The following is a 26422-nucleotide window of genomic DNA, read 5'->3' on the forward strand; positions in this document are numbered from 1 at the left end:
ACAGACTCAATAATAATATGTAACATTAAAGAAACATTCTGGCGATTTCGCCATTCTGTCACCTTCTTACCCTGAGGTTAGTTATGAATACCGTTTGTGCCAGCTGCCAGGCGCTTAACCGCATTCCGGAAGATCGAATGGACGATGTAGCGAAATGTGGCCGCTGCGGTCACGATTTGTTCGATGGCGATGTGATCAACGCGAACAGTGAGACACTCGATAAACTGCTAAAGGATGATTTACCCGTGGTCGTCGATTTCTGGGCACCGTGGTGCGGCCCTTGCCGTAATTTCGCGCCAGTTTTTGAAGACGTGGCGGAAGAGCGTAACGGTAAAGTCCGTTTCGTTAAGGTCAATACCGAAGCCGAGCGTGAATTGAGCGCCCGCTTTCGCATCCGCAGTATCCCGACGATCATGATTTTCAAAAAAGGCGAAGTTGTCGATATGCTCAATGGCGCAGTGCCCAAAGCCCCGTTCGATAGCTGGCTGAATGAATCTCTCTGATGTCAGCGGGGCACGGCTTGTGCCCCGTTCTTACCTCTGCGACAATGGCGTTTTTTCTGCGCACCTTTCATGACTGATAACGCCGTACTTCGCCTTCGCGCCGAGCGACTCGCTCGCGCAACCCGTCCTTTTCTTGCCCGTGGTAATCGCGTTCGCCGCTGTCAGCGCTGTCTTCTGCCGCTGAAAACCTGCCTTTGCGCCACTATCGCACCGTCTCAGGCACAAAGCCGATTTTGTCTGGTGATGTTTGATACCGAACCGATGAAGCCCAGCAACACGGGGCGTTTAATTGCCGATATATTGCCGCAGACTACCGCCTTTCAATGGTCGCGGACCGAGCCGCCTCAGGCATTGCTTGAACTGGTCGCTAACCCGGATTATCAGCCGCTGGTGGTTTTCCCTGCCTCTTATGCGGGTGCAGAACGTCAGGTACTGGCCGCCCCGCCGTCGGGCAAACCGCCGCTGTTTATCATGCTGGATGGCACCTGGGCGGAAGCGCGAAAAATGTTTCGTAAAAGTCCGTGGCTGGATGGCCTGCCGGTGATTTCTGTCGATCTGGCGCGGGCGTCGTCCTATCGCCTTCGCGACGTTCACGCCGAAGGCCAGTACTGTACCGCCGAAGTGGCGATTGCACTGCTGGATCTGGCAGGCGACATTGAGGCAGCCGCAACGCTTGGCAACCATTTTTCGCTTTTTCGTGAGCGTTATCTGGCAGGAAAATCAGCACATCAGGGCAACATCACAGCAGCATTAGCAGAAAGCGTTTAAAATCATTCGGTCACTTCTGCATAAGGAAGACAGGAATGAGTCAGCGAGGGCTTGAAGCGCTACTGCGGCCTAAATCGATAGCGGTTATCGGTGCGTCAATGAAACCGCAGCGGGCCGGTTATCTGATGATGCGTAATTTACTGGCCGGTGGCTTTAGCGGGCCGGTTTTGCCGGTTACCCCGGCATGGAAAGCCGTCCTTGGGGTGCTGGCCTGGCCGGATGTCGCCAGCTTACCTTTTACGCCCGATCTGGCCGTGCTTTGTACTCACGCGCGTCGCAACCTCACGCTGCTTGAGGCGCTCGGTGAAAAAGGATGCAAAACCTGCATCATCCTTTCTTCCCCTCCCGAACAATTTGCCGAGCTACAGTCCTGCGCACGACGCTATCAGATGCGCCTTCTTGGCCCGAATAGTCTTGGCCTGCTGGCCCCGTGGCAAGGACTTAACGCCAGCTTTTCTCCGGTGCCGATTACCCGTGGTAAGCTGGCATTTATCTCCCAGTCTGCGGCGGTGTCCAACACCATTCTGGACTGGGCGCAGCAGCGGGAGATGGGATTTTCTTATTTCATTGCGCTGGGCGATAGCCTGGATATTGACGTCGATGAGCTGCTGGATTTTCTCGCCCGCGACACTAAAACCAGCGCCATCCTTCTCTATCTTGAACATTTAAGCGATGCCCGCCGCTTCGTTTCCGCCGCCCGGAGTGCCTCGCGTAATAAACCGATTCTGGTGATTAAAAGCGGACGCAGCCCGGAGGCGCAACGTTTGCTGCAGGTGAATTCCGGGATGGATCCGGCCTGGGATGCCGCGATTCAGCGTGCTGGCCTGCTTCGCGTTCAGGATACCCATGAGCTTTTTTCCGCCGTTGAAACGCTGAGTCACATGCGGCCCCTGCGCGGTGAACGCCTGATGATTATCAGTAACGGCGCTGCCCCGGCTGCTCTGGCGCTGGATACACTGTGGCTACGCAATGGCAAACTCGCTTCGCTTAGCGAGGAGACATGCCAGCAGCTACGCCAGGCGCTGCCGGACACGGTCAATGCCGCGAATCCCCTCGACTTGCGTGATGATGCCAGCAGCGAGCATTATCTTGCCGCGCTGAACATTCTGTTAAGCAGCCAGGACTTCGATGCGCTGATGGTGATCCACGCCCCCAGCGCCGCCGCGCCAGGCACCGCTTGCGCGCTGGCGCTGATTGATGCGCTCAAACGCCATCCACGCGGAAAATACGTGACGGTGCTGACCAACTGGTGCGGGGAATTTTCTTCGCAGGAGGCGCGACGCCTGTTCAGCGAAGCCGGCCTGCCCACCTACCGCACGCCGGAAGGTACCATCACCGCGTTTATGCATATGGTGGAATACCGGCGTAACCAGAAGCAGTTGCGGGAAACGCCCGCCCTGCCGGATAACCTTGCCGCGAATACGGCTGAAGCGCACAGCCTGCTCCAGCAGGCGCTGGCGGAAGGCGCTTCCTCACTGGACACCCATGAGGTTCAGCCGATTTTACAGGCCTATGGCCTGCATACCCTGCCAACCTGGATTGCCAGTGACAGCGCCGAGGCGGTGCACATCGCCGAACAAATTGGCTATCCGGTGGCGCTGAAGTTACGTTCACCCGATATCCCGCATAAGTCAGAAGTTCAGGGCGTCATGCTGTATTTGCGTACCGCCAGTGAAGTACAGCAGGCCGCGGATGCCATCCTCGATCGGGTGAAAATGGCGTGGCCCGGCGCGCGCGTTCACGGTTTGTTAGTGCAAAGTATGGCGAATCGTGCCGGGGCGCAGGAATTGCGCGTGGTCGTCGAGCACGATCCCGTTTTTGGTCCGCTGATCATGCTGGGCGAAGGTAACGTCGAATGGCATGCGGACAATCAGGCCGCCGTCGCCCTGCCGCCGCTGAATATGAATCTGGCTCGCTATCTGGTGATCCAGGCGATCAAGAGTAAGAAGATCCGCGGACGTAGCGCGTTGCGATCGCTGGATATTCCCGGTTTAAGTCAGCTACTGGTAAGGGTGTCAAACCTGATCGTCGACTGCCCGGAAATTCAGCGGCTGGATATTCACCCGCTGCTGGCGTCGGCAGAAGAGTTTACCGTCCTGGACGTCACCCTGGAAATTGCGCCTTTTGAAGGCGACCGGGAGAGTCGACTGGCGGTGCGATCGTATCCGCATCAGCTGGAGGAATGGGTCGTTTTGAAGAACGGTGAACGCTGCCTGTTCCGGCCAATCCTGCCGGAAGATGAACCTTCTCTCCAGCGCTTTATCGCCCAGGTTACGAAAGAAGATTTGTACTATCGCTACTTTAGTGAGATCAACGAATTTACCCATGAAGATTTAGCGAATATGACCCAGATAGACTACGATCGGGAAATGGCGTTTGTTGCCATTCGCCCGCTGGATGACGGGGAAGAGATCCTCGGTGTTACCCGTGCTATCTCAGATCCCGATAATATTGATGCGGAATTTGCCGTGCTGGTGCGCTCCGATCTTAAGGGATTAGGCCTGGGTCGACGTCTGCTGGAAAAACTCATCAGTTATACTCGCGATCACGGACTGGAGCGGCTGAACGGTATTACTATGCCAAACAACCGCGGTATGGTCGCCCTGGCGCGTAAACTGGGATTTGCTGTCGATATCCAGCTTGAAGATGGCATTGTTGGCCTGACGCTAATGCTGACCGGGTCCGGTAATACATAAGTAAGCTGCTGGAAATGTTGATCACTTTGGCAGGCAACGGTGATATGATTGCTCGCTTAAGTCGTCTGCCTGGTACAGAGGACCCTTCAATAAACAGAGAAGAACCGCACTGTGATGTTGTCAAAATTTAAGCGTAATAAACATCAACAACACCTTGCCCAACTACCTAAGCTTTCTCAGTCAGTTGATGATGTTAAGTTCTTTTATAATCCCGCTGATTTTCGGGAAGCGTTGTTGGCTAACATTGCCAGCGCAACGCGCCGGATTTGCGTTATCGCTCTCTATCTGGAGCAGGATGACGGTGGTCAGGGTATTTTATCGGCACTTTATGAGGCCAAACGCCAGCGTCCTGAACTGGATGTCCGCGTTCTGGTCGACTGGCACCGCGCCCAGCGCGGCCGCATTGGTGCCGCCGCAGCAAATACCAATGCTGACTGGTATTGCCGTACTGCGCAGGAAAATCCTGGCGTGGACGTTCCCGTATATGGCGTGCCGGTGAATACCCGGGAAGCGCTGGGCGTTCTGCACTATAAAGGTTTCATTATTGATGATGCCGTTATCTATAGCGGTGCCAGCCTTAATGACGTCTATCTGCATCAGCATGATAAATATCGCTACGATCGTTACCAGTGGATCCGTAACGATCGGATGGCCGACATTATGTTCGACTGGGTCGATCAAAACCTGATCCAGGGGCGCGGCGTCAATCGTCTCGACACTGACTCCCGTCCTAAAAGCCCGGAAATCAAAAACGATGTTCGCCTCTATCGCCAGGAGCTGCGCGATACCAGCTATCACTTCCAGGGTGATGCGGATAACGAACAGCTGGCGGTGACGCCGCTGGTCGGCCTGGGTAAATCCAGCCTGCTGAACAAAACGATTTTCCATCTGATGCCGTGCGCAGAGCAAAAGCTGACGATTTGCACACCTTATTTTAATCTTCCCGCCGTGCTGGTACGCAATATCATTCATTTGCTGCGCGAAGGTAAGAAAGTGGAAATTATCGTGGGCGATAAAACGGCCAACGACTTCTACATTCCTGAAGATCAGCCGTTTAAAATCATCGGCGCACTGCCCTATCTTTACGAGATCAACCTGCGTCGTTTCCTCAGCCGTCTGCAATATTATGTGAATACCGATCAGCTGACTGTTCGTCTGTGGAAAGACGACGACAATACCTATCATCTGAAAGGCATGTGGGTGGATGATGAATGGATGCTGCTGACCGGGAATAACCTGAATCCGCGCGCGTGGCGTCTGGATCTCGAAAATGCGATCCTAATCCACGATCCGCGTCAGGAGCTGGCTGCGCAGCGCGATAAAGAGCTGGAGCTGATCCGTACTCACACAACGGTGGTTAAGCACTACAGCGATCTGCAAAGTATTGCTGAGTATCCGGTGAAGGTACGTAAGCTGATCCGCCGTCTGCGACGGATCCGCATCGACAGGCTAATAAGCCGTATCCTGTAATGTTAAGCCCCGCAGCGTCGGGGCTTTTTTATGAGGCTCGCTATGCGTTATTTACTGCTTTGCAGTATTTTGCTCCTCTCTGGCTGTAGCCATATGGCTAACGATAGCTGGAGCGGTCAGGATAAAGCCCAACACTTTATCACTTCTGCCCTGCTTTCCGCTGCGGGTAATGAATATGCACAGCATCAGGGAATTGGGCGCGACCGTAGCGCGGCTATTGGCGTGATGTTCTCTCTGGGACTGGGAGCATCAAAAGAACTCTGGGACAGCCGCCCCGAAGGAAGCGGCTGGAGCTGGAAAGATTTCGCCTGGGATGTTGCCGGTGCAACCACCGGTTATACGGTATGGCAATTAGCGCAACACTAAAGGCGCAGACCCTTACCTTTTTTGTGCAGCATTAGTGAGACGACGAAGGCCACGGCACCCAGCGCGGTGACATACCAAAAGAAAGCATTCTCTGAGCCTATTGATTTCAATGACAGCGCAACATACTCTGCCGATCCACCAAACAGGGCGTTAGCCACCGCGTAGGAGAGTCCCACTCCCAGAGCGCGAACCTGCGCCGGAAACATCTCGGCTTTCAGGATGCCGCTAATCGAGGTATAGAAACTGACGATGATAAGGGCGCACATTACCAGCGCAAATGCGGCGTAAGGGGAAGTGACATTTTGCAGCGCCGTCAGGATCGGCACGGTGAATAACGTGGTGAGTCCGCCAAAGCAGAGCATTGAAGCCCGACGCCCTATTTTGTCAGATAATGCGCCAATCAGTGGCTGCAGGAGCATAAATACAAACAGCGCGGCGGTCATAATGCCACTGGCTACATTGGCGTGCATCCCGGCAGTGTTCACCAGATATTTCTGCATGTAGGTCGTAAAAGTATAGAACGCCAGTGAGCCGCCCGCCGTAAAGCCGAGCACCATAATAAAGGCTTTGCGGTTGCGCCACAGGCCTTTAAACGATCCTGCCTCTTTCAGGGCACGTGTTTCATGCTTCGAGGTCTCATCAAGCTGACGGCGCAACCAGAGCGCAACGATAGCCAGTACAGCGCCTAAGGCAAACGGAATTCGCCAGCCCCAGGCGCGGAGTTCAGCATCATCCAGCACCTGCTGCAAAATCACCACGACCAGCAGCGCCAGTAACTGTCCGCCGATAAGCGTAACGTACTGGAAGGAAGCAAAAAATCCTTTGCGTCCTTCAAGGGCGACTTCACTCATATAAGTGGCGCTGGTCCCGTATTCACCTCCAACGGAAAGCCCCTGAAATAACCTCGCAATCAATAACAGCGCCGGTGCCCATGTGCCGATAGCGTCATAGCCTGGCAGGCAGGCAATCACCAGAGAGCCGAGGCACATCATGCATACTGAAATCAGCATAGAGGCCTTGCGTCCGCGTCGGTCGGCAATACGTCCAAATAGCCAGCCCCCGATGGGGCGCATTAAAAAACCAGCCGCAAAAACGCCTGCCGTTTGCAGCAGCTGGGTAGTGGTATTACCGGAAGGGAAGAAGATATGCGCAAAATAGAGTGAGCAGAAAGAGTAGACATAGAAATCAAACCATTCCACCAGGTTGCCTGAGGACGCACCAACGATTGCCCATACGCGCCGCCGCACCTCTGGGGCATCAGCTTTATTTTTATCGGTGCGCTGAATAATTTCTGCCATGCTGTTCTCCGTGATATCAGGCCTGTTCAGCCTTTTGTTTTGGAGATCCAGCTTACGCGGGCTGAAAAAGTAAATAAAGTGTTAATTATTTGTTGGCTAATTTTTTATCCCCATTGCGCCTGATGCTGGCGTTTACGTTTCAGGTAATCGTCATCCGCGCGGATTTTGTCCCACCATCCTTTGAACACCGTCGCTGCGGCTGCTTTAGTAGGATCGTTACCCCGGGTATTCAGGCTGCCATCTTCTGCATACTTTTTGCCACCTTTGTAGTTGGCGTAACGTCTGGCGCGGGTATATCCCATCTGAATAAATTTACGCGCCATGTCCATGCCGACAAAATCATCCTGCTGGCGGTAATCCTCAAATAGTTGGTAGATCTTTTCGGCTGATTTGATCGCTGATGCTTCGTCCTTGTAGCGCCAGAAAGGCAAAATTTCACCTTTATAGGGTTCGACCAGTAATACACCTTGTTCGCCCCGGCCTACCTGATATAGCTCAGGATGCTGGCGAAAGTTAATGGTGGAGAAGTCTTGTTGGTAGTTGAAGGGTTTGATAGCCAATGGAGATCCTCTTTGCCTGAATAAGCAACTTAAGGATAGTTCATTGGATTGGTTTCCGGGGGCACGGCGCTTACCGGGCCAGAAGACGGGGATACCGTATTGCTGGCAGGATCAGGCAGAACGCAAAAAGCCCATCCGTGAGGATGGGCTTTTGCTGATTTGATGCCTGGCAGTTCCCTACTCTCGCATGGGGAGACCCCACACTACCATCGGCGCTACGGCGTTTCACTTCTGAGTTCGGCATGGGGTCAGGTGGGACCACCGCGCTGTTGCCGCCAGGCAAATTCTGTTTATCAGGGTGCATTCCGCACACTGATTAATCTGGTTCAGGCTGAAAATCTCTCTCAAATCCGCCAAAACAGCTTCGGCGTTGTAAGGTTAAGCCCCACGGTTCATTAGTACCGGTTAGCTCAACGCATCGCTGCGCTTACACACCCGGCCTATCAACGTCGTCGTCTTCAACGTTCCTTCAGGAGACTTAAAGTCTCAGGGAGAACTCATCTCGGGGCAAGTTTCGTGCTTAGATGCTTTCAGCACTTATCTCTTCCGCATTTAGCTACCGGGCAGTGCCATTGGCATGACAACCCGAACACCAGTGATGCGTCCACTCCGGTCCTCTCGTACTAGGAGCAGCCCCCCTCAGTTCTCCAGCGCCCACGGCAGATAGGGACCGAACTGTCTCACGACGTTCTAAACCCAGCTCGCGTACCACTTTAAATGGCGAACAGCCATACCCTTGGGACCTACTTCAGCCCCAGGATGTGATGAGCCGACATCGAGGTGCCAAACACCGCCGTCGATATGAACTCTTGGGCGGTATCAGCCTGTTATCCCCGGAGTACCTTTTATCCGTTGAGCGATGGCCCTTCCATTCAGAACCACCGGATCACTATGACCTGCTTTCGCACCTGCTCGCGCCGTCACGCTCGCAGTCAAGCCAGCTTATGCCATTGCACTAACCTCCTGATGTCCGACCAGGATTAGCTGACCTTCGTGCTCCTCCGTTACGCTTTAGGAGGAGACCGCCCCAGTCAAACTACCCACCAGACACTGTCCGCAACCCGGATTACGGGCCCACGTTAGAACACCAGCCATTAAAGGGTGGTATTTCAAGGATGGCTCCATGCAGACTGGCGTCCACACTTCAAAGCCTCCCACCTATCCTACACATCAAGGACCAGTGTTCAGTGTCAAGCTATAGTAAAGGTTCACGGGGTCTTTCCGTCTTGCCGCGGGTACACTGCATCTTCACAGCGAGTTCAATTTCACTGAGTCCCGGGTGGAGACAGCCTGGCCATCATTACGCCATTCGTGCAGGTCGGAACTTACCCGACAAGGAATTTCGCTACCTTAGGACCGTTATAGTTACGGCCGCCGTTTACCGGGGCTTCGATCAGGAGCTTCTCTTGCGATAACCCCATCAATTAACCTTCCGGCACCGGGCAGGCGTCACACCGTATACGTCCACTTTCGTGTTTGCACAGTGCTGTGTTTTTAATAAACAGTTGCAGCCAGCTGGTATCTTCGACTGGTTTCAGCTCCGTGAGCAAGTCACTTCACCTACGCACCAGCGTGCCTTCTCCCGAAGTTACGGCACCATTTTGCCTAGTTCCTTCACCCGGGTTCTCTCAAGCGCCTTGGTATTCTCTACCTGACCACCTGTGTCGGTTTGGGGTACGATTTCGTGTTACCTGATGCTTAGAGGCTTTTCCTGGAAGCAGGGCATTTGTCACTTCAGCACCGTAGTGCCTCGTCATCACGCCTCAGTGTTAATGCGCAACCGGATTTACCTGGTCGCACCACCTTCACGCTTAAACCGGGACAACCGTCGCCCGGCCGACATAGCCTTCTCCGTCCCCCCTTCGCAGTAACACCAAGTACGGGAATATTAACCCGTTTCCCATCGACTACGCCTTTCGGCCTCGCCTTAGGGGTCGACTCACCCTGCCCCGATTAACGTTGGACAGGAACCCTTGGTCTTCCGGCGTGCGGGTTTTTCACCCGCATTATCGTTACTTATGTCAGCATTCGCACTTCTGATACCTCCAGCAGCCCTCACAGGCCACCTTCAACGGCTTACAGAACGCTCCCCTACCCAACAACGCATAAGCGTCGCTGCCGCAGCTTCGGTGCATGGTTTAGCCCCGTTACATCTTCCGCGCAGGCCGACTCGACCAGTGAGCTATTACGCTTTCTTTAAATGATGGCTGCTTCTAAGCCAACATCCTGGCTGTCTGGGCCTTCCCACATCGTTTCCCACTTAACCATGACTTTGGGACCTTAGCTGGCGGTCTGGGTTGTTTCCCTCTTCACGACGGACGTTAGCACCCGCCGTGTGTCTCCCGTGATAACATTCTTCGGTATTCGCAGTTTGCATCGGATCGGTAAGTCGGGATGACCCCCTGGCCGAAACAGTGCTCTACCCCCGAAGATGAGTTCACGAGGCGCTACCTAAATAGCTTTCGGGGAGAACCAGCTATCTCCCGGTTTGATTGGCCTTTCACCCCCAGCCACAGGTCATCCGCTAATTTTTCAACATTAGTCGGTTCGGTCCTCCAGTTAGTGTTACCCAACCTTCAACCTGCCCATGGCTAGATCACCGGGTTTCGGGTCTATACCCTGCAACTTAACGCCCAATTAAGACTCGGTTTCCCTCCGGCTCCCCTATACGGTTAACCTTGCTACAGAATATAAGTCGCTGACCCATTATACAAAAGGTACGCAGTCACCCCACAAGGAGGCTCCCACTGCTTGTACGTACACGGTTTCAGGTTCTTTTTCACTCCCCTCGCCGGGGTTCTTTTCGCCTTTCCCTCACGGTACTGGTTCACTATCGGTCAGTCAGGAGTATTTAGCCTTGGAGGATGGTCCCCCCATATTCAGACAGGATACCACGTGTCCCGCCCTACTCTTCGAGTTCACAGCATGTGTGATTTTGTGTACGGGACTATCACCCTGTACCGCCGGACTTTCCAGACCGTTCCACTACCACACACGCTGATTCAGACTCCGGGCTCCTCCCCGTTCGCTCGCCGCTACTGGGGGAATCTCGGTTGATTTCTTTTCCTCGGGGTACTTAGATGTTTCAGTTCCCCCGGTTCGCCTCGTTAAGCTATGTATTCACTTAACGATAGTGCAACGGATTGCACTGGGTTTCCCCATTCGGGTATCGCCGGGTATAACGGTTCATATCACCTTACCGGCGCTTATCGCAGATTAGCACGCCCTTCATCGCCTCTGACTGCCAGGGCATCCACCGTGTACGCTTAGTCGCTTAACCTCACAACCCGAAGCTGTTTCACTTCAGTGTTGCGAAAATTTGAGAGACCCACGAACAACTCGCGTTGTTCAGTGTTTTTCAATTTTCAGCTTGATCCAGATTTTTAAAGAGCAAAACTTCGCAGCATACCTTCTCAGGTACACTCTGAAGTTTTCATGTTCCGGACAGTAAAGGATGGTGGAGCTATGCGGGATCGAACCGCAGACCTCCTGCGTGCAAAGCAGGCGCTCTCCCAGCTGAGCTATAGCCCCATCGTAAATCTCGCTCACCGCAATTTTTCCTGAGGCAAGGCGTGGAACGGCGAAGCATACTCAGGTATGCGAGTCGTTTCACAACGCAGTATCAGGACGAATTTGGTAGGCCTGAGTGGACTTGAACCACCGACCTCACCCTTATCAGGGGTGCGCTCTAACCACCTGAGCTACAAGCCTGCAGAGATTTTTTACTGCCCGTTTTCATCAGACAATCTGTGTGAGCACTACAAAGAACGTTTCTTTAAGGTAAGGAGGTGATCCAACCGCAGGTTCCCCTACGGTTACCTTGTTACGACTTCACCCCAGTCATGAATCACAAAGTGGTAAGCGCCCTCCCGAAGGTTAAGCTACCTACTTCTTTTGCAACCCACTCCCATGGTGTGACGGGCGGTGTGTACAAGGCCCGGGAACGTATTCACCGTGGCATTCTGATCCACGATTACTAGCGATTCCGACTTCACGGAGTCGAGTTGCAGACTCCGATCCGGACTACGACATACTTTATGAGGTCCGCTTGCTCTCGCGAGGTCGCTTCTCTTTGTATATGCCATTGTAGCACGTGTGTAGCCCTGGTCGTAAGGGCCATGATGACTTGACGTCATCCCCACCTTCCTCCAGTTTATCACTGGCAGTCTCCTTTGAGTTCCCGGCCGGACCGCTGGCAACAAAGGATAAGGGTTGCGCTCGTTGCGGGACTTAACCCAACATTTCACAACACGAGCTGACGACAGCCATGCAGCACCTGTCTCACGGTTCCCGAAGGCACAAATCCATCTCTGGATTCTTCCGTGGATGTCAAGACCAGGTAAGGTTCTTCGCGTTGCATCGAATTAAACCACATGCTCCACCGCTTGTGCGGGCCCCCGTCAATTCATTTGAGTTTTAACCTTGCGGCCGTACTCCCCAGGCGGTCGACTTAACGCGTTAGCTCCGGAAGCCACGCCTCAAGGGCACAACCTCCAAGTCGACATCGTTTACGGCGTGGACTACCAGGGTATCTAATCCTGTTTGCTCCCCACGCTTTCGCACCTGAGCGTCAGTCTTTGTCCAGGGGGCCGCCTTCGCCACCGGTATTCCTCCAGATCTCTACGCATTTCACCGCTACACCTGGAATTCTACCCCCCTCTACAAGACTCCAGTCTGACAGTTTCGAATGCAGTTCCCGGGTTGAGCCCGGGGATTTCACATCCGACTTGTCAGACCGCCTGCGTGCGCTTTACGCCCAGTAATTCCGATTAACGCTTGCACCCTCCGTATTACCGCGGCTGCTGGCACGGAGTTAGCCGGTGCTTCTTCTGCGGGTAACGTCAATCAACGTGGTTATTAACCACATCGCCTTCCTCCCCGCTGAAAGTACTTTACAACCCGAAGGCCTTCTTCATACACGCGGCATGGCTGCATCAGGCTTGCGCCCATTGTGCAATATTCCCCACTGCTGCCTCCCGTAGGAGTCTGGACCGTGTCTCAGTTCCAGTGTGGCTGGTCATCCTCTCAGACCAGCTAGGGATCGTCGCCTTGGTGAGCCGTTACCCCACCAACCAGCTAATCCCATCTGGGCACATCCGATGGCAAGAGGCCCGAAGGTCCCCCTCTTTGGTCCGAAGACGTTATGCGGTATTAGCTACCGTTTCCAGTAGTTATCCCCCTCCATCAGGCAGTTTCCCAGACATTACTCACCCGTCCGCCACTCGTCAGCGAAGCAGCAAGCTGCTTCCTGTTACCGTTCGACTTGCATGTGTTAGGCCTGCCGCCAGCGTTCAATCTGAGCCATGATCAAACTCTTCAATTTAAGTTTGATGCTCAAAGAATTAAACTTCGTAATGAATTACGTGTTCACTCTGAGACTTGGTATTTCTTTTTGCCTTTCGGCATTTAAGAATCCGTATCTTCGAGTGCCCACACAGATTGTCTGATAAATTGTTAAAGAGCAGTTGCGACGCGGCTTACAGCTCACCGTCGCGAGGTGGCGTATATTACGCTTTCCTCTTTCAGAGTCAAGCATTTATTTTTGCTTTTCTTTGTCGGCGTTCTCAGTTGAACCCCGCTGACCCGGCGGCTTGCGTGCCGTTGTTCCGTGTCAGTGGAGGCGCATTATAGGGAGTTATTCCGGGCTGACAAGTATAAACTTCGAAAAAATTACCGTTTGCTTATTTTCCAGGCAAGAACAGCTTAAAAGCTCTTTAATTGCGGTTTATTTAAACAAAAACGGGCCCAAAGGGCCCGTTTTCTCTTTTTCTACTACTTACTGTACGGCAGCGATACGCTCATCCTGTACCACCAGCTTGATAGCCTTACCCGGTATTAACGCCCCGGAAAGGATCTGCTGCGCCAGCGGGTTTTCGATCTGCTGCTGAATAGCACGTTTTAAAGGACGTGCACCATACACCGGATCGTAACCATTCTGGCTAAGCAATTGCAGCGCCTCGTCAGAGATGTGAACTTCATAGCCACGCTCCTCCAGACGTTTATACAAACGTTGCAGCTGGATCTGCGCAATCGACGCGATGTGTTTTTCACCTAATGGATGGAACACAACCACTTCATCGATACGGTTAATGAATTCCGGCCGGAAGTTATGGCTGACCACCCCAAGCACCAGTTCCTTCATGCTGCCATAGTCCAGATCGCCAAAGCGTTCCTGAATCAGGTCGGATCCCAGGTTTGACGTCATAATCACTACCGTATTACGGAAGTCGACCGTTCTCCCCTGCCCGTCAGTCAGACGTCCATCGTCAAGTACCTGTAGCAGAATGTTGAATACGTCCGGATGCGCCTTCTCTACTTCATCCAGCAGGATGACGGAATAAGGACGACGACGCACCGCTTCCGTCAGATACCCACCCTCTTCATAGCCGACGTATCCCGGAGGCGCACCGACCAGCCGTGAAACAGAGTGTTTCTCCATAAACTCGGACATATCGATACGCACCATTGCGTCATCGCTGTCGAACATAAAGTTAGCCAGCGCTTTACACAGCTCCGTTTTACCCACGCCGGTCGGCCCCAGAAACAGGAACGAACCAATCGGACGGTTTGGATCGGACAGGCCTGCACGGCTACGGCGAATGGCGTTCGACACAGCCTCAACGGCTTCATTCTGCCCAATCACACGGCTATGCAGCTCCTGCTCCATACGCAGCAGTTTCTCACGCTCGCCTTCGAGCATTCTGGCGACGGGGATTCCCGTCCAGCGCGCCAGCACCTCGGCAATTTCTGCATCGGTGACTTTATTACGCAGCAGGCGCATGGTTCTACCTTCAGACTGGGTCGCTGCCGCCAGCTGTTTTTCCAGTTCGGGAATTTTGCCGTACTGAAGTTCGGACATCCGCGCCAGATCGCCCACGCGCCGCGCCTGTTCGATGGCGATTTTCGCCTGCTCCAGTTCGGCTTTGATGGTCTGGGTTCCGGAAAGAGAGGCTTTCTCCGCTTTCCACTCTTCTTCCAGTTCAGAATACTGACGCTCTTTCTCACTCAACTCTTCGTTAAGCATATCCAGACGCTTCAGACTGGCATCATCTGACTCTTTTTTCAGCGCCTGCTGTTCCAGCTTCAACTGAATGATGCGGCGATCCAGACGGTCCAGCTCTTCGGGCTTCGAGTCGATCTGCATACGAATGCTGGATGCGGCTTCGTCAATCAGGTCGATTGCTTTATCCGGCAGTTGGCGGTCCGCAATATAGCGATGCGATAACGTGGCCGCCGCAACAATTGCCGGGTCGGTGATCTGCACGTGATGGTGCAGTTCATAACGTTCTTTCAGGCCGCGCAGGATCGCGATGGTGTCTTCCACCGACGGCTCGGCAACGAACACCTTCTGGAAACGACGTTCCAGCGCCGCATCTTTTTCAATGTACTGACGATATTCGTCCAGCGTCGTGGCACCCACGCAGTGCAGCTCGCCGCGGGCCAGCGCTGGTTTGAGCATGTTACCGGCGTCCATCGCGCCGTCCGCTTTCCCTGCGCCAACCATGGTGTGCAGTTCGTCGATAAACAGGATCACATTGCCTTCCTGTTTTGACAGATCGTTAAGCACGCCTTTCAACCGCTCTTCGAATTCGCCGCGGTATTTTGCCCCCGCCACCAGCGCACCCATATCCAGCGCCAGCACCCGACGGCCTTTTAAGCCCTCCGGCACTTCGCCGTTAACGATACGCTGCGCCAGTCCTTCCACAATGGCGGTTTTACCGACCCCAGGCTCACCAATCAATACCGGGTTATTTTTGGTACGTCGTTGCAGAACCTGGATCGTACGGCGTATTTCTTCATCGCGGCCAATGACCGGATCAAGTTTGCCCTGCTCGGCACGTTCGGTCAGATCGACGGTATATTTTTTCAGGGCCTGACGCTGGTCTTCGGCCCCCTGATCGTTCACGCTGTCACCTCCGCGCATGTGTTCAATCGCCTGCGTCACATTCGCCGTCGTCGCCCCGGCCGATTTTAGCAGGTCGGTCAGCGTACCGCGTGATTCAAGCGCCGCCAGAACAAACAGTTCCGACGAGATAAAGTTGTCACCCCGTTTTTGCGCCAGCTTGTCGCAAAGATTCAGTACGCGCACCAGATCCTGAGACGGTTGCACGTCGCCGCCGGTGCCTTCCACCTGCGGTAAACGGCTTAACGCCTGATCGATAGCCGTACGAAGCTGACCGGCATTTACGCCAGCCGAAGTGAGTAAAGGACGCACCGATCCCCCTTCCTGATTCAGCAAGGCGCTCATTAAGTGCAGGGGTTCGATAAACTGGTTGTCTTGCCCAAGTGCAAGAGACTGGGCATCGGCAAGAGCAAGCTGGAATTTGTTGGTAAGACGATCCAGACGCATGATTCCTCCCATAACAGGTCAAATTTGCTACTGGAGATTAAATGAGGTCATCCCTCAATTATTCAAGGTTAAAGACCTGAATATGTGAAAAAAAAGTTACGTCTGGATCGTCTTGATTCTATAGGTTATCTCAGCCAAATGAAACTTGCCATTCGGCCCGTTGTTTTGTCGCGTCGATAAGAGAAAAATTTCTGCTTTTCATTAAACGTGCAGCGGTCCCCGCCATAGAGGTGAGTCACCCCGGCGCGAGCCAGCCGCTGGCGGGCCAGCAGGTATATATCGGCGAAATATTTCTCACCGGCGGGACGAAATGCACTGTCGGCTTCAGCCGCTTTTGCCATAAAAGCCTCACGCACTTCTGCGCCGACTTCAAACGCCTCAGGACCGATAGCCGGCCCAAGCCAGGCCAGAATATTTTCTGGCTTGTCACGAAAGCATGCAATGGTCTCTTCCAGCACGCCTTCACATAACCCGCGCCACCCTGCATGCGCCGCGGCCACTTCGGTTCCTGCCCGATTACAGAACAAAACAGGCAGGCAATCCGCAGTCATGACCGCACACACGGTGCCGGGCGTCGCGCTATACGACGCGTCAGCACGTTTAGAAGGATATGGCCCGCCGGTCAGCGGCAACACCGCCGTACCGTGACCCTGTTCAAGCCAGACGGGCTTTGAAGGCAGACCGCCCGCAGCGAACAGCCGTCTGCGATTCTCCTCAACGTGTTCCGGGTTGTCGCCACAGTGAGCGCCCAGATTCAGAGAGTCATACGGCGGCAGGCTGACGCCGCCGATGCGCGTAGAGCTACAGGCCCCCACGCCTTCCGGCGCGGGCCATTGCGGGACGATCACATTTGTCATAGCCAGGCAACATCATCCTTATGTTCTTCAAAATCGGCGCGCATAGCGGCAATAAGATCGATCATATCCTGCGGGATCGGCGCATGCCATTCCATCTCAATCCCGCTGATGGGATGATACAGACGCAACATGGTCGCGTGCAGCGCCTGACGATCGAATTTGCGCAGTTCGCTAATAAATGCGTCCGAGGCGCCTTTCGGCGGACGCGGGCGACCACCGTAGAGCTGATCGCCGACCAGTGGATGTGTGATGTGCGACATATGCACGCGGATCTGGTGAGTACGGCCGGTTTCCAGACGCAAACGCAGGCGCGTATGAATGCGGAAATGTTCCATGATGCGATAGTGCGTGACCGCTGGTTTGCCCATCGGATGAACGGACATATGGGTACGTTTCGTCGGGTGACGGCTGATCGGCTCGCTTACCGTCCCGCCCGCCGTCATATGGCCAATCGCCACCGCTTCGTATTCGCGGGTAATTTCCCGCAGCTGCAGCGACTCCACCAGCCGGGTTTGCGCCGGGACCGTTTTTGCCACTACCATCAGACCGGTAGTGTCTTTATCCAGACGGTGAACGATACCCGCACGCGGAACATCGACAATCGGCGGATAGTAATGCAGCAGCGCATTCAGTACTGTCCCATCCGGGTTGCCCGCGCCAGGGTGGACCACGAAATCGCGCGGTTTATTAATAACAAGGATGTCGTCGTCTTCGTAGACGATATTCAGCGGGATATCCTGCGGCTCGAAGCGGGCTTCCTCTTCAATTTCAGCATTGATGGCGACGCTTTCGCCACCCAACACTTTTTCTTTCGGTTTGTCGCAAATTTTGCCGTTGACCTGCACTTGTTGACCGAGGATCCAATCTTTTATTCGCGATCGCGAATAATCAGGGAACAATTCGGCCAAAGCCTGATCTAAGCGTTGACCGAGTTGAGTTTCGGACACCGTTGCGGTGAGTTGTACTAGTTGTGCCATAGACAGCTTCTTCGTTTAACGTTGGGTTTTACGGCTTTGCCGTATAATATAGTGTGCTATTGTAGCTGGTCTTAATCGGGAGCAGGAACAGTTAATCTCCCGCATAAACATTCTGAGGAAGTCAAAACGTCATGACGCGCATGAAATATCTGGTGGCAGCAGCCACACTGAGCCTGGCTTTGGTGGGGTGCTCCGGCTCAAAGGAAGAGGTACCTGATAATCCGCCAGCGGAAATCTACGCGACTGCTCAGCAAAAACTGCAGGACGGTAACTGGAAACAAGCAATAACGCAACTGGAAGCGCTGGATAATCGTTATCCCTTCGGTCCTTACTCTCAGCAAGTGCAGTTGGATCTGATCTACGCATATTATAAGAATGCGGATCTGCCGCTGGCCCAGGCCTCTATCGATCGCTTTATGCGTCTGAATCCAACCCATCCTAACATCGACTATGTGATGTATATGCGTGGATTAACCAATATGGCGCTGGACGATAGCGCACTTCAGGGCTTCTTCGGCGTCGATCGTAGCGATCGCGATCCGCTGCATGCCCGCGATGCGTTTAACGATTTCTCTAAACTGGTGCGTGGTTACCCGAACAGCCAGTATGTGACCGATGCCACTAAGCGTCTGGTGTTCCTGAAAGATCGTCTGTCTAAGTATGAATACTCCGTTGCGGAATATTATACCCAGCGTGGCGCGTGGGTCGCCGTCGTTAACCGTGTGGAGGGTATGCTGCGCGACTATCCTGATACCCAGGCCACTCGCGACGCTCTGCCGTTGATGGAAAACGCTTACCGTGAAATGCAGATGAATACTCAGGCTGAGAAAGTGGCGAAAATTATTGCCGCCAACAGCAGCAACACCTGATTTCCCCCGGAAAGACAAAACGGCAGCCCGGAGGCTGCCGTTTTTTTTACCGTTTGCTGAGCGTTTCCACTCAAATCATCCCATCAAATATGGCGGGTAATTTACGTGACTTCAAGCAAAAAAACGCCTCTCCATGTTCTGCCTCACAAAAAGTCGTCGTTGACAAAAAGTGACAAAAAAATGTGATTTTAATCACGCAAATTGCAATTAGGAACGTTATGCTGAAGTTACCAAGACGGAAAGACAAGAGGTAAAATTTATGACAGTGAACATTACCAGCAAGCAAATGGAAATCACCCCGGCAATACGCCAACATGTCGCCGACCGTCTCGCCAAACTTGATAAATGGCAAACTCACCTGATAAACCCGCACATTATTCTGTCAAAAGAACCGCAGGGGTTTACTGCTGATGCAACAATGAATACGCCTAATGGACACCTTGTTGCCAGCGCCAAACATGGAGATATGTACGCCGCCATTAACGAATTGATCAACAAGCTGGAACGGCAGCTCAATAAAGTGCAGCACAAAGGCGAAGCGCGCCGTGCCACCACGTCGGTGAGAGACGCCAACTTCGTTGAAGAAGAAGTTGAAGAAGAAGAGAAGTAATCCCTTATATTGAGTGTATCGCCAACGCGCCTCCGGGCGCGTTTTTTGTTGACAGAGTGAAAACAGAGCGGGTACTTTACGTAAACCGACATCAGGAATTCACTATGAAAATCATCCCGTTTTTCTTCGCATTCTTTTTTACCTTCCCCTGAACGGGAGGCGTTTCGTCGTATGATAAAGAATGCGAAGACGAACAATAAGGCCTCCCACTCCGGGGGGCCTTTTTTATGGACATGAGACAGGCGAGATTATGACTGAGGAAAACCCGTTACTGACCCTGCGCGATAAAATCAGCGCGCTGGATGAACAATTACTGGCATTACTGGCCGAGCGCCGTGGGCTGGCCGTGGAAGTGGGCAAAGCGAAGCTTACTTCCCATCGCCCGGTGCGTGATATCGACCGCGAGCGTGCGTTGCTGGAGAGGCTCATTCAGCTTGGAAAAACCCACCAACTTGACGCCCATTACATTACCCGTCTGTTCCATCTGATTATTGAAGATTCCGTCCTGACTCAGCAGGCTCTCCTTCAGCAGCACCTGAATAAAACCAATCCGCATTCGGCACGTGTTGCCTTTCTGGGTCCCAAAGGCTCTTATTCTCATCTGGCGGCGCGTCAGTATGCCGCGCGCCACTTTGCTCAGTTTATTGAAAGCGGCTGTGCGAAATTCGCCGACATTTTTAATCAGGTCGAAACCGGGCAAGCTGATTACGCGGTGGTGCCGATTGAAAATACCAGCTCCGGCTCGATCAACGATGTTTACGATCTGCTCCAGCACACTTCGCTCTCTATTGTCGGGGAAATGACGGTGACTATCGATCACTGCCTGCTGGTTTCGGCCACCACTGACGTTAATAAAATCAAGACGGTTTACAGCCATCCGCAGCCGTTCCAGCAGTGCAGTCAATTTATTAATCGCTATCCACACTGGAAGATTGAATATACCGAAAGCACGTCGGCAGCAATGGAGAAAGTGGCGCAGGCGGCATCCGGTGAGGCGGCCGCACTCGGTAGCGAAGCGGGCGGCGCGCTTTACGGTTTGCAGGTGCTGGAGCGTATCCAGGCTAATCAGAGCCAGAATTTCACCCGCTTTGTGGTACTGGCGCGCAAGGCCATCGACGTTTCAGAGCAGGTGCCGGCGAAAACCACGCTGCTGATCGCCACCGGCCAGCAGGCTGGCGCGCTGGTGGAGGCGTTACTGGTGCTGCGCAACCACAATTTGATCATGACCAAACTGGAATCGCGGCCGATTTACGGCAACCCGTGGGAAGAGATGTTTTATCTGGATATCCAGGCCAATCTCGAATCACGGCCGATGCAGGACGCGCTTAAAGAGCTGGCTGCAATCACCCGTTCTATGAAAGTGTTAGGCTGCTATCCGAGTGAAAACGTGGTGCCGGTCGATCCGGTTTAACCTTCAATAAACGGCCGTTTCTTCACCCCTGCCACATTCACAGGCAGGGTGAAGATCGCGCCGGAGAGCGGATATTGCGCCACTTCCTGCGCGTCCATATTTTCCCGCGTGGTGGTAATAAACAGCGTTTTCATCTCCGGACCGCCAAAGCAGATCATCGTCGGACAGCGCACAGGTAGCCGGTACTCCTCCAGCTGTTCGCCCTGCGGTGAAAAGCGGGCAATGCGCCAGCCGTCAAACATCGCACTCCAGTAGCAACCCTCAACATCTACCGCCGCGCCGTCCGGACTCCCCTCCCCCTCCGCGAACTGACGGAAGATTTCACGCTGCCCCGGCCTACCCTGGTGGTCCAGCGGCGTACGGTAAATAACGTTATTGGGCGTATCGGAGCTGTACATCCACTTTTCATCTTCGCTAAAAGCAAGTCCGTTGGCACCCCGAATATCGCTCTGGATCACATGCGGGGTGAGATCGTTATCCACTCTCACCAGCAGCGCACCGTTATAATCGCCGGGAGACCAGAACGTGCCCGCATAAAAACGCCCGTTCCGATCGGTGCCACCGTCATTGAAACGCGCCAGTTGGGGGTTGGATGGGTTATCACACACCTTGTGCGTCAGCAGGCCGCGCGCATCCGTCAGCCAGATAGCATTGCGTAACGCAACGATGAAACCACCCTTCTCCCTGAGCGCAAAACAGCCCACTTCTTCAGGAAAGCAAAGCACCTGATGATCACCACTTTGCGGGTGAAAACGATGAATTTCGCCTTCAATAATATCGGCCCAGTAGAGCGCCTGTTCCTCTTCGCTCCAGGTCGGGCATTCCGGCAGATGCCCGGTATATTCAAACAGTGGTTGCAGTACAGCCATGTCTTCTCCCTAATAAAAAAGCCAGCGGGTCTCCCCTCTGGCTTTTGAGTATATACAGGATTTTTAATTACTGACGGCTATCATTCGCCTGGCGCAGTAGACCCCGGCTTTCGCTCTGGAAACGCTGCGCGTAATCGCCGAACCAGTGTTCAACTTTGCGAAAGCTGTCGATAAAGGCTTGCTTGTCGCCATGTTCCAGAAGCTGAATGGCATCGCCAAAGCGCTGGTAGTAACGCTTGATGAGCGCAAGGTTATCGCCTGACGCCATAATAATGTCGGCGTAAAGCTGCGGGTCCTGGGCAAACAGGCGTCCCACCATAGCCAGTTCCAGACGATAAATCGGCGAAGAGAGCGCGAGAAGCTGCTCCAGCTGCACGTTCTCTTCCGCCAGATGCAGCCCATAGGCGAACGTCGCAAAGTGGCGCAGCGCCTGGATAAACGCCATGTTCTGATCGTGTTCCACCGCGCTGATACGGTGCAATCGCGCGCCCCAGACCTGGATTTGCTCAAGGAACCACTGGTAGGCTTCCGGCTGACGGCCATCGCACCACACCACCACCTGCTTGGCAAGGCTACCGCTGTCCGGGCCAAACATTGGATGCAGCCCGAGCACCGGACCTTTATGCGCGGCGAGCATCGCCTGCAACGGCCCGTTTTTCACCGAGGCCAGGTCCACCAGGATACAGTCTTCCGGCAGCGTCGGCAGCTGGTGAATAATCTGCTCCGTCGCATGGATTGGCACGCTGACAATCACCATTCCCGCATCGGCGACAATCTCCTCCGCCCGCGCCCAGTCCTCTTTTTCAAGGATTTTTACCCGGTAGCCGGAGAGGGTGAGCATTTTTTCAAACAGGCGTCCCATTTGACCCGCGCCGCCGACGATGACTACCGGCCGCAGCGTCGGACAGAGCGTTTTGAAGCCTTTGTCGTTTTCGCTGGAATAGGATTCCCGCATCACGCGGCGCAGCACATCTTCGATCAAATCCGGCGGCACGCCCAGCGTCTCAGCTTCTTTACGCCGCGAGGCGAGCATGGAGGCTTCACGCTCAGGAACATAAATCGGCAGGCCGAACTGGCTTTTTACTTCACCCACTTCGGCTACCAGCGCCAGACGCTTAGCCAGCAGCCCCAGCAGCGCCTTATCCACTTCATCAATTTGATCGCGTAACGCGGTCAACTCAGCAACCATAACCAACCTCTTATGCCAGACGCGCCGCCATGTGGCCCTTCAAATCGCGATCGATTTCGCGCAGTAACGCATCGGTCGTTTCCCAACTGATGCAGGCATCGGTGACGGAAACGCCGTATTGCATTGCGCTACGCGGCTGCTCAGAAGACTGGTTCCCTTCATGAATATTACTTTCAATCATCAGGCCGATGATGGAACGGTTACCATCTTTGATTTGTGCAACCGCGGATTCCGCAACTGCGGGCTGACGGCGGTAGTCCTTATTAGAATTCCCATGGCTGCAATCTATCATCAGAGAGGGCTTGAGTCCCGCCTGAGCCATCTCTTTTTCACACTGCGCCACGTCTGCCGGACTGTAGTTCGGCGCTTTGCCGCCGCGCAGGATCACGTGACCATCCGGGTTGCCCTGGGTTTGCAGCAGACAGACCTGGCCCGCCTGGTTAATCCCGACAAAGCGGTGGGATTGCGCCGCAGCACGCATCGCGTTAATGGCGGTTGCCAGACTGCCGTCGGTGCCGTTCTTAAAGCCCACCGGCATGGATAAACCAGACGCCATTTCGCGGTGAGTTTGCGATTCGGTCGTGCGTGCGCCGATGGCTGACCAGCTAAACAGATCGCCCAGGTACTGCGGGCTATTAGGATCCAGCGCTTCGGTTGCCAGCGGCAGCCCCATATTGACCAGATCCACCAGCAGGTGACGCGCAATTTTCAGACCGGCTTCAACATCAAACGAACCATCCATGTGTGGATCGTTAATCAATCCTTTCCAGCCGACGGTGGTACGGGGTTTCTCAAAATAGACGCGCATTACCAGGTAGAGGCTATCGCTGACCTCTGCGGCAAGGGTTTTAAATCGACGAGCGTATTCCAGTGCCGTTTCCGGATCGTGAATAGAACAGGGGCCGCACACTACCAGTAAACGAGGATCGCGTCCGGCAATGATGTCGGAGATGGTTTTACGCGATTGCGCGATCTGCGCTTCCTGCGCTGCGCTGAGCGGGAACTCGGCTTTCAGCTGATCCGGGGTAATTAAAATCTGTTCGTCGGCGATATGTACGTTGTTCAGCGCGTCTTTTTGCATGATGGCAATCCTGTCTGGCTCGTTTGCGATAAAAGGATCCTCAGCAGAGGAGAAATTCACGATACCACAAACGGTAAAGAATTCAATACAAAATACGTACACTTTAGTTTACACAAGTAAAATAATCTCCTTTTCAGGCTATCAATACTGTAACCAATACTTTACATCATTAATGTGCAAAAGCCTGAGCCGGTCTCTCAGGCTTCGCACATCAGAAGTCTTATACGCTTTGACTGGCTATCCGTTGACTGCTTTTTCTCCAGCGCAGATAGTCAATCAACACAAAAATCAGCAAACTGGCGCCCATTACCGGCATCGCCGTTCCCAGCGCAAGCGCGCCGATCAGCATACACACCCGCCCCGCTATGGATAGCTGCGCCACGCTTTGCCATAGTGGGGTTAATGCACCAGCAGCCGGACGGCGGATCCACCATAAGCGGTAGCCAACAACAATGCTCACGCACAGCGCGATGCCAAAGGCGATCAGCAGCAGCTGGTTAGGCAGACCAAATAAAATACCCATATGAAAATCCACGCCCCAGCGCGTCAGCTTCGCCATCAGCGGGAAGTCAGAAAAATGGGTACTGTCGACGATCTGCATGGTTCCACTGTCCACCGCGACGGCGTCTACCTGCGTCGGCCAGCGACGGTCAATTTCGGTGACGGTCCACGCACGATCGGCGCTACGGGCCGGACGAATTTCGACGTTATTAGCCTCGATCCCGGCGGACTGCGCGACATGCAGTACCGCATCAAAATTAGCCAGAGAAGGTTTATCATCCGCCATGACCATTCCACCGTGATGCATATGGTGTTCCGCATGCGGATCGTGAACGTCGGCCTTTCCCTGAAGCTGAGTATTCACCTGCGGCGTCAGCCAGTTAAACGCAGCACGCATTTTATCGACGTTTGCTCCCGCCCACTGCGACCATGTCAGGCCAGTCGCAGAGAACAGCAGCATGCCCGCCAGTAGCAACCAGCCAAGCGTGACATGCAGGCGGCGAGTGTTCTGGACCCGATTGTTGAGTCGACGTTTAGGACGGGTAAAAAACCACAGCGTGATCCCTCCCAGCGCTGCAATCCACATCCACGATGCGGCCAGCTCGCTGTAGTTTCTGCCGATATCGCCGAGCAGCAACGAGCGGTGCGCGTAGTCGATCCACTGACGGAACGGTAAAATGCCGCTGGTGCCGTAAACCGTCATATCCCCTTTCACCGCAAGCGTCACCGGATCGATAAAAATCGCCCGGCTTTCAGACACGCCTGATGCAGGATCGACATACATCACCCGGGTCGTTTCGCCCGCCTCCAGCCCGGGTCGCACTGCCTGGATGGGCAAATGTCCGCCTGTCACCTGCTCTGCAATCGCAATCTGCTGCGCAAGCGACTGTTTGTCGCCCTGCACAGTCCCGTGTAGCGCATCGGCATAGATCCACGCCTCAAGCTGAGGCGTGGCGACGTAGAGCGTTCCGGTTAAGGCCGCAACAAAAATAAAGGGGCCGACAAACAGGCCAATATAGAAATGAAGACGCCGCAGCAGGGTGATCCATACCGCGCGTGGGGTGCAGGTTGTCATACTTTTCCTCAGATAAAGTCAAAAAGCGCTATACGCAGGCGCGCATAAACGTCAGATCAGAATTGGGGTAAAGCAGACGCACGCGGCGGCGCGCGGGTATCGGGATACAACCAGGGAAAGAAATACCAGTGTTTAACGGTCGGGCGCGGCGGTTGCGTCTTCTGTCTGAGCAGCACAGCGCACAGCAGGATGGTCAGCGCCAGAAGCAGCCCAGGAACGTGCGCCAGCAGCACACAGTAGCCGCAGGCTTCGCCATGATCGACAGGCATCGTTGTCGGCGCATTATGCTCACCATGGTCGGCCATCATGCTCATATCATGATGCATTCCTGGCATGGCACTCATGGGATCCTGTTGCAGAGAGACGGAAATCAGCGGAGCGACGACGATCAGCAGGATCGCAAACAGCGCGAGCCATGCCGCTGTGCGTGTCTTACCTGGCTGACGTAGTGCGTTGTTAATCACTTACCCTCCCGCTGCGAGCGGACATTGTAAATGATTTATGTCGAAACAGTTAACGCAATGCGTTCTCAATGGATGAAAAAAGGGCCAGCCCACTGGCCAGCCCTTTTATATGGATGTCGCGAAAGCGATATCTTAGTTAAGACGCTCTTTGATACGAGCAGACTTACCAGTACGCTCACGCAGGTAGTACAGTTTAGCTTTACGTACAGCACCACGACGTTTAACAGCAATGCTGTCAACTACCGGAGAGTGAGTCTGGAAGACACGCTCAACGCCTTCGCCGTTGGAGATTTTGCGAACAGTGAATGCAGAGTGCAGACCGCGGCTACGAATAGCGATAACCACGCCCTCAAATGCCTGCAGACGTTTTTTGGAACCTTCAACAACCCATACTTTCACTTCCACGGTATCACCCGGACGGAAGGAAGGTACGTCCTGCTTCATCTGCTCTTGTTCAAGTTGCTTAATAATGTTGCTCATAATTTAATCTCTTATCCTGGGTAAACTG

The 26422-nt window shown here is 53.9% G+C and carries 20 protein-coding genes, 2 tRNA genes, 3 rRNA genes and 1 other annotated feature; of the genes, 9 read left to right on the forward strand and 16 right to left on the reverse strand.

What is annotated here, in order from left to right:
- Positions 1-83 precede the first annotated feature (83 nt).
- The 5 genes from trxC to P0H77_RS16105 all read left to right on the forward strand — a co-directional run bounded on the left by trxC (position 84) and on the right by P0H77_RS16105 (position 5803).
- Positions 84-503, forward strand: a complete 420-nt coding sequence (trxC, locus tag P0H77_RS16085; protein ID WP_276158130.1) for a thioredoxin TrxC — start codon at positions 84-86, stop codon at positions 501-503.
- A gap of 69 nt (positions 504-572) precedes the next feature.
- Positions 573-1271, forward strand: coding sequence for a tRNA-uridine aminocarboxypropyltransferase (locus P0H77_RS16090; RefSeq protein WP_276158132.1), 699 nt, complete (start codon positions 573-575; stop codon positions 1269-1271).
- Between the two features lie 35 nt (positions 1272-1306).
- Positions 1307-3967 carry a protein lysine acetyltransferase gene (gene pat / locus P0H77_RS16095; protein ID WP_276158134.1) on the forward strand — a complete coding sequence of 887 codons (2661 nt, stop codon included), beginning with the start codon at positions 1307-1309 and terminating at the stop codon, positions 3965-3967.
- A 114-nt stretch (positions 3968-4081) separates the two neighbouring features.
- Positions 4082-5437, forward strand: coding sequence for a CDP-diacylglycerol--serine O-phosphatidyltransferase (pssA, locus tag P0H77_RS16100; protein ID WP_276165154.1), 1356 nt, complete (start codon positions 4082-4084; stop codon positions 5435-5437).
- A gap of 42 nt (positions 5438-5479) precedes the next feature.
- A complete protein-coding gene (locus tag P0H77_RS16105; protein WP_276158135.1) occupies positions 5480-5803 on the forward strand; it encodes a YfiM family lipoprotein in 324 nt (107 codons plus the stop codon).
- On the opposite strand, the gene P0H77_RS16110 is transcribed toward P0H77_RS16105, so the two are convergent.
- The 10 genes from P0H77_RS16110 to rluD all read right to left on the reverse strand — a co-directional run bounded on the left by P0H77_RS16110 (position 5800) and on the right by rluD (position 17845).
- Positions 5800-7101, reverse strand: a complete 1302-nt coding sequence (locus tag P0H77_RS16110) for an MFS transporter (protein ID WP_276158137.1) — start codon at positions 7099-7101, stop codon at positions 5800-5802. The genes P0H77_RS16105 and P0H77_RS16110 overlap by 4 nt on opposite strands.
- A 104-nt stretch (positions 7102-7205) precedes the next feature.
- Positions 7206-7661, reverse strand: a complete 456-nt coding sequence (locus P0H77_RS16115) for a DUF4385 domain-containing protein (RefSeq protein ID WP_276158139.1) — start codon at positions 7659-7661, stop codon at positions 7206-7208.
- A gap of 164 nt (positions 7662-7825) precedes the next feature.
- Positions 7826-7941: ribosomal RNA gene (rrf, locus tag P0H77_RS16120) — 5S ribosomal RNA — on the reverse strand.
- Positions 7942-8035: 94 nt separating this feature from the next.
- A 23S ribosomal RNA gene (locus P0H77_RS16125) occupies positions 8036-10941 on the reverse strand.
- Positions 10942-11116: 175 nt separating this feature from the next.
- Positions 11117-11192: transfer RNA gene (locus P0H77_RS16130), tRNA-Ala, on the reverse strand.
- A gap of 103 nt (positions 11193-11295) precedes the next feature.
- Positions 11296-11372 (reverse strand) — tRNA-Ile (locus P0H77_RS16135).
- Between the two features lie 70 nt (positions 11373-11442).
- Positions 11443-12984: ribosomal RNA gene (locus tag P0H77_RS16140) — 16S ribosomal RNA — on the reverse strand.
- The 16S, 23S and 5S rRNA genes sit together here with 2 tRNA genes alongside, the layout of an rRNA operon.
- Before the next feature lie 453 nt (positions 12985-13437).
- Positions 13438-16011, reverse strand: a complete 2574-nt coding sequence (gene clpB / locus P0H77_RS16145) for an ATP-dependent chaperone ClpB (protein WP_276158141.1) — start codon at positions 16009-16011, stop codon at positions 13438-13440.
- A gap of 125 nt (positions 16012-16136) precedes the next feature.
- Positions 16137-16868: a purine nucleoside phosphorylase YfiH gene (gene yfiH, locus P0H77_RS16150; RefSeq protein WP_276158143.1), complete on the reverse strand. Its 732-nt coding sequence runs from the start codon at positions 16866-16868 to the stop codon at positions 16137-16139.
- Positions 16865-17845, reverse strand: coding sequence for a 23S rRNA pseudouridine(1911/1915/1917) synthase RluD (rluD, locus tag P0H77_RS16155; RefSeq protein WP_276158145.1), 981 nt, complete (start codon positions 17843-17845; stop codon positions 16865-16867). The genes yfiH and rluD overlap by 4 nt, the downstream gene beginning before the upstream one ends.
- A 131-nt stretch (positions 17846-17976) precedes the next feature.
- Here rluD and bamD point away from each other — a divergent pair, with 131 nt between their 5' ends.
- The 4 genes from bamD to pheA all read left to right on the forward strand — a co-directional run bounded on the left by bamD (position 17977) and on the right by pheA (position 20735).
- Entirely contained in the window at positions 17977-18714 is a 738-nt protein-coding gene (gene bamD / locus P0H77_RS16160; protein ID WP_276158147.1) for an outer membrane protein assembly factor BamD, read from the forward strand.
- Between the two features lie 259 nt (positions 18715-18973).
- Complete coding sequence (raiA, locus tag P0H77_RS16165) at positions 18974-19324, forward strand: ribosome-associated translation inhibitor RaiA (RefSeq protein ID WP_276158149.1); 351 nt, start codon at positions 18974-18976, stop codon at positions 19322-19324.
- 103 nt (positions 19325-19427) lie between these two features.
- Positions 19428-19553 (forward strand) — a sequence feature (Phe leader region).
- Positions 19429-19476 carry a pheA operon leader peptide PheL gene (pheL, locus tag P0H77_RS16170; protein ID WP_103678196.1) on the forward strand — a complete coding sequence of 16 codons (48 nt, stop codon included), beginning with the start codon at positions 19429-19431 and terminating at the stop codon, positions 19474-19476. (Overlaps the previous feature by 48 nt.)
- A 21-nt stretch (positions 19554-19574) precedes the next feature.
- Entirely contained in the window at positions 19575-20735 is a 1161-nt protein-coding gene (pheA, locus tag P0H77_RS16175) for a bifunctional chorismate mutase/prephenate dehydratase (RefSeq protein WP_276158151.1), read from the forward strand.
- Here pheA and P0H77_RS16180 read toward each other — a convergent pair.
- The 6 genes from P0H77_RS16180 to rplS form a co-directional block, all read right to left on the reverse strand.
- Positions 20732-21604 (reverse strand): SMP-30/gluconolactonase/LRE family protein, encoded by an 873-nt coding sequence (locus P0H77_RS16180; protein ID WP_276158153.1) that lies wholly within the window; start codon positions 21602-21604, stop codon positions 20732-20734. The two genes, pheA and P0H77_RS16180, sit on opposite strands and share 4 nt — an antisense overlap.
- Before the next feature lie 67 nt (positions 21605-21671).
- Positions 21672-22793 carry a bifunctional chorismate mutase/prephenate dehydrogenase gene (gene tyrA / locus P0H77_RS16185; RefSeq protein WP_276158154.1) on the reverse strand — a complete coding sequence of 374 codons (1122 nt, stop codon included), beginning with the start codon at positions 22791-22793 and terminating at the stop codon, positions 21672-21674.
- Between the two features lie 10 nt (positions 22794-22803).
- Complete coding sequence (aroF, locus tag P0H77_RS16190; RefSeq protein ID WP_194208105.1) at positions 22804-23874, reverse strand: 3-deoxy-7-phosphoheptulonate synthase AroF; 1071 nt, start codon at positions 23872-23874, stop codon at positions 22804-22806.
- A gap of 220 nt (positions 23875-24094) precedes the next feature.
- Complete coding sequence (locus tag P0H77_RS16195) at positions 24095-25450, reverse strand: PepSY-associated TM helix domain-containing protein (protein ID WP_276158158.1); 1356 nt, start codon at positions 25448-25450, stop codon at positions 24095-24097.
- A gap of 56 nt (positions 25451-25506) precedes the next feature.
- Entirely contained in the window at positions 25507-25911 is a 405-nt protein-coding gene (locus tag P0H77_RS16200) for a DUF2946 domain-containing protein (protein WP_276165155.1), read from the reverse strand.
- Positions 25912-26046: 135 nt separating this feature from the next.
- Positions 26047-26394, reverse strand: coding sequence for a 50S ribosomal protein L19 (gene rplS, locus P0H77_RS16205; RefSeq protein WP_006687325.1), 348 nt, complete (start codon positions 26392-26394; stop codon positions 26047-26049).
- Positions 26395-26422: the final 28 nt, after the last annotated feature.

The organism is Superficieibacter sp. HKU1, assembly GCF_029319185.1.
Taxonomy (GTDB): Bacteria; Pseudomonadota; Gammaproteobacteria; order Enterobacterales; family Enterobacteriaceae; genus Superficieibacter.

Coding starts and splice junctions, on each gene's coding strand:
- P0H77_RS16195 (WP_276158158.1), bottom strand. CDS start 25,450: ATGACAACCTGCACCCCACGCGCGGTATGGATCACCCTGCTGCGGCGT.
- pheA (WP_276158151.1), top strand. CDS start 19,575: ATGACTGAGGAAAACCCGTTACTGACCCTGCGCGATAAAATCAGCGCG.
- P0H77_RS16180 (WP_276158153.1), bottom strand. CDS start 21,604: ATGGCTGTACTGCAACCACTGTTTGAATATACCGGGCATCTGCCGGAA.
- P0H77_RS16110 (WP_276158137.1), bottom strand. CDS start 7,101: ATGGCAGAAATTATTCAGCGCACCGATAAAAATAAAGCTGATGCCCCA.
- rplS (WP_006687325.1), bottom strand. CDS start 26,394: ATGAGCAACATTATTAAGCAACTTGAACAAGAGCAGATGAAGCAGGAC.
- rluD (WP_276158145.1), bottom strand. CDS start 17,845: ATGGCACAACTAGTACAACTCACCGCAACGGTGTCCGAAACTCAACTC.
- raiA (WP_276158149.1), top strand. CDS start 18,974: ATGACAGTGAACATTACCAGCAAGCAAATGGAAATCACCCCGGCAATA.
- pat (WP_276158134.1), top strand. CDS start 1,307: ATGAGTCAGCGAGGGCTTGAAGCGCTACTGCGGCCTAAATCGATAGCG.
- tyrA (WP_276158154.1), bottom strand. CDS start 22,793: ATGGTTGCTGAGTTGACCGCGTTACGCGATCAAATTGATGAAGTGGAT.
- aroF (WP_194208105.1), bottom strand. CDS start 23,874: ATGCAAAAAGACGCGCTGAACAACGTACATATCGCCGACGAACAGATT.
- clpB (WP_276158141.1), bottom strand. CDS start 16,011: ATGCGTCTGGATCGTCTTACCAACAAATTCCAGCTTGCTCTTGCCGAT.
- trxC (WP_276158130.1), top strand. CDS start 84: ATGAATACCGTTTGTGCCAGCTGCCAGGCGCTTAACCGCATTCCGGAA.
- pssA (WP_276165154.1), top strand. CDS start 4,082: ATGTTGTCAAAATTTAAGCGTAATAAACATCAACAACACCTTGCCCAA.
- bamD (WP_276158147.1), top strand. CDS start 17,977: ATGACGCGCATGAAATATCTGGTGGCAGCAGCCACACTGAGCCTGGCT.
- P0H77_RS16090 (WP_276158132.1), top strand. CDS start 573: ATGACTGATAACGCCGTACTTCGCCTTCGCGCCGAGCGACTCGCTCGC.
- P0H77_RS16105 (WP_276158135.1), top strand. CDS start 5,480: ATGCGTTATTTACTGCTTTGCAGTATTTTGCTCCTCTCTGGCTGTAGC.
- yfiH (WP_276158143.1), bottom strand. CDS start 16,868: ATGACAAATGTGATCGTCCCGCAATGGCCCGCGCCGGAAGGCGTGGGG.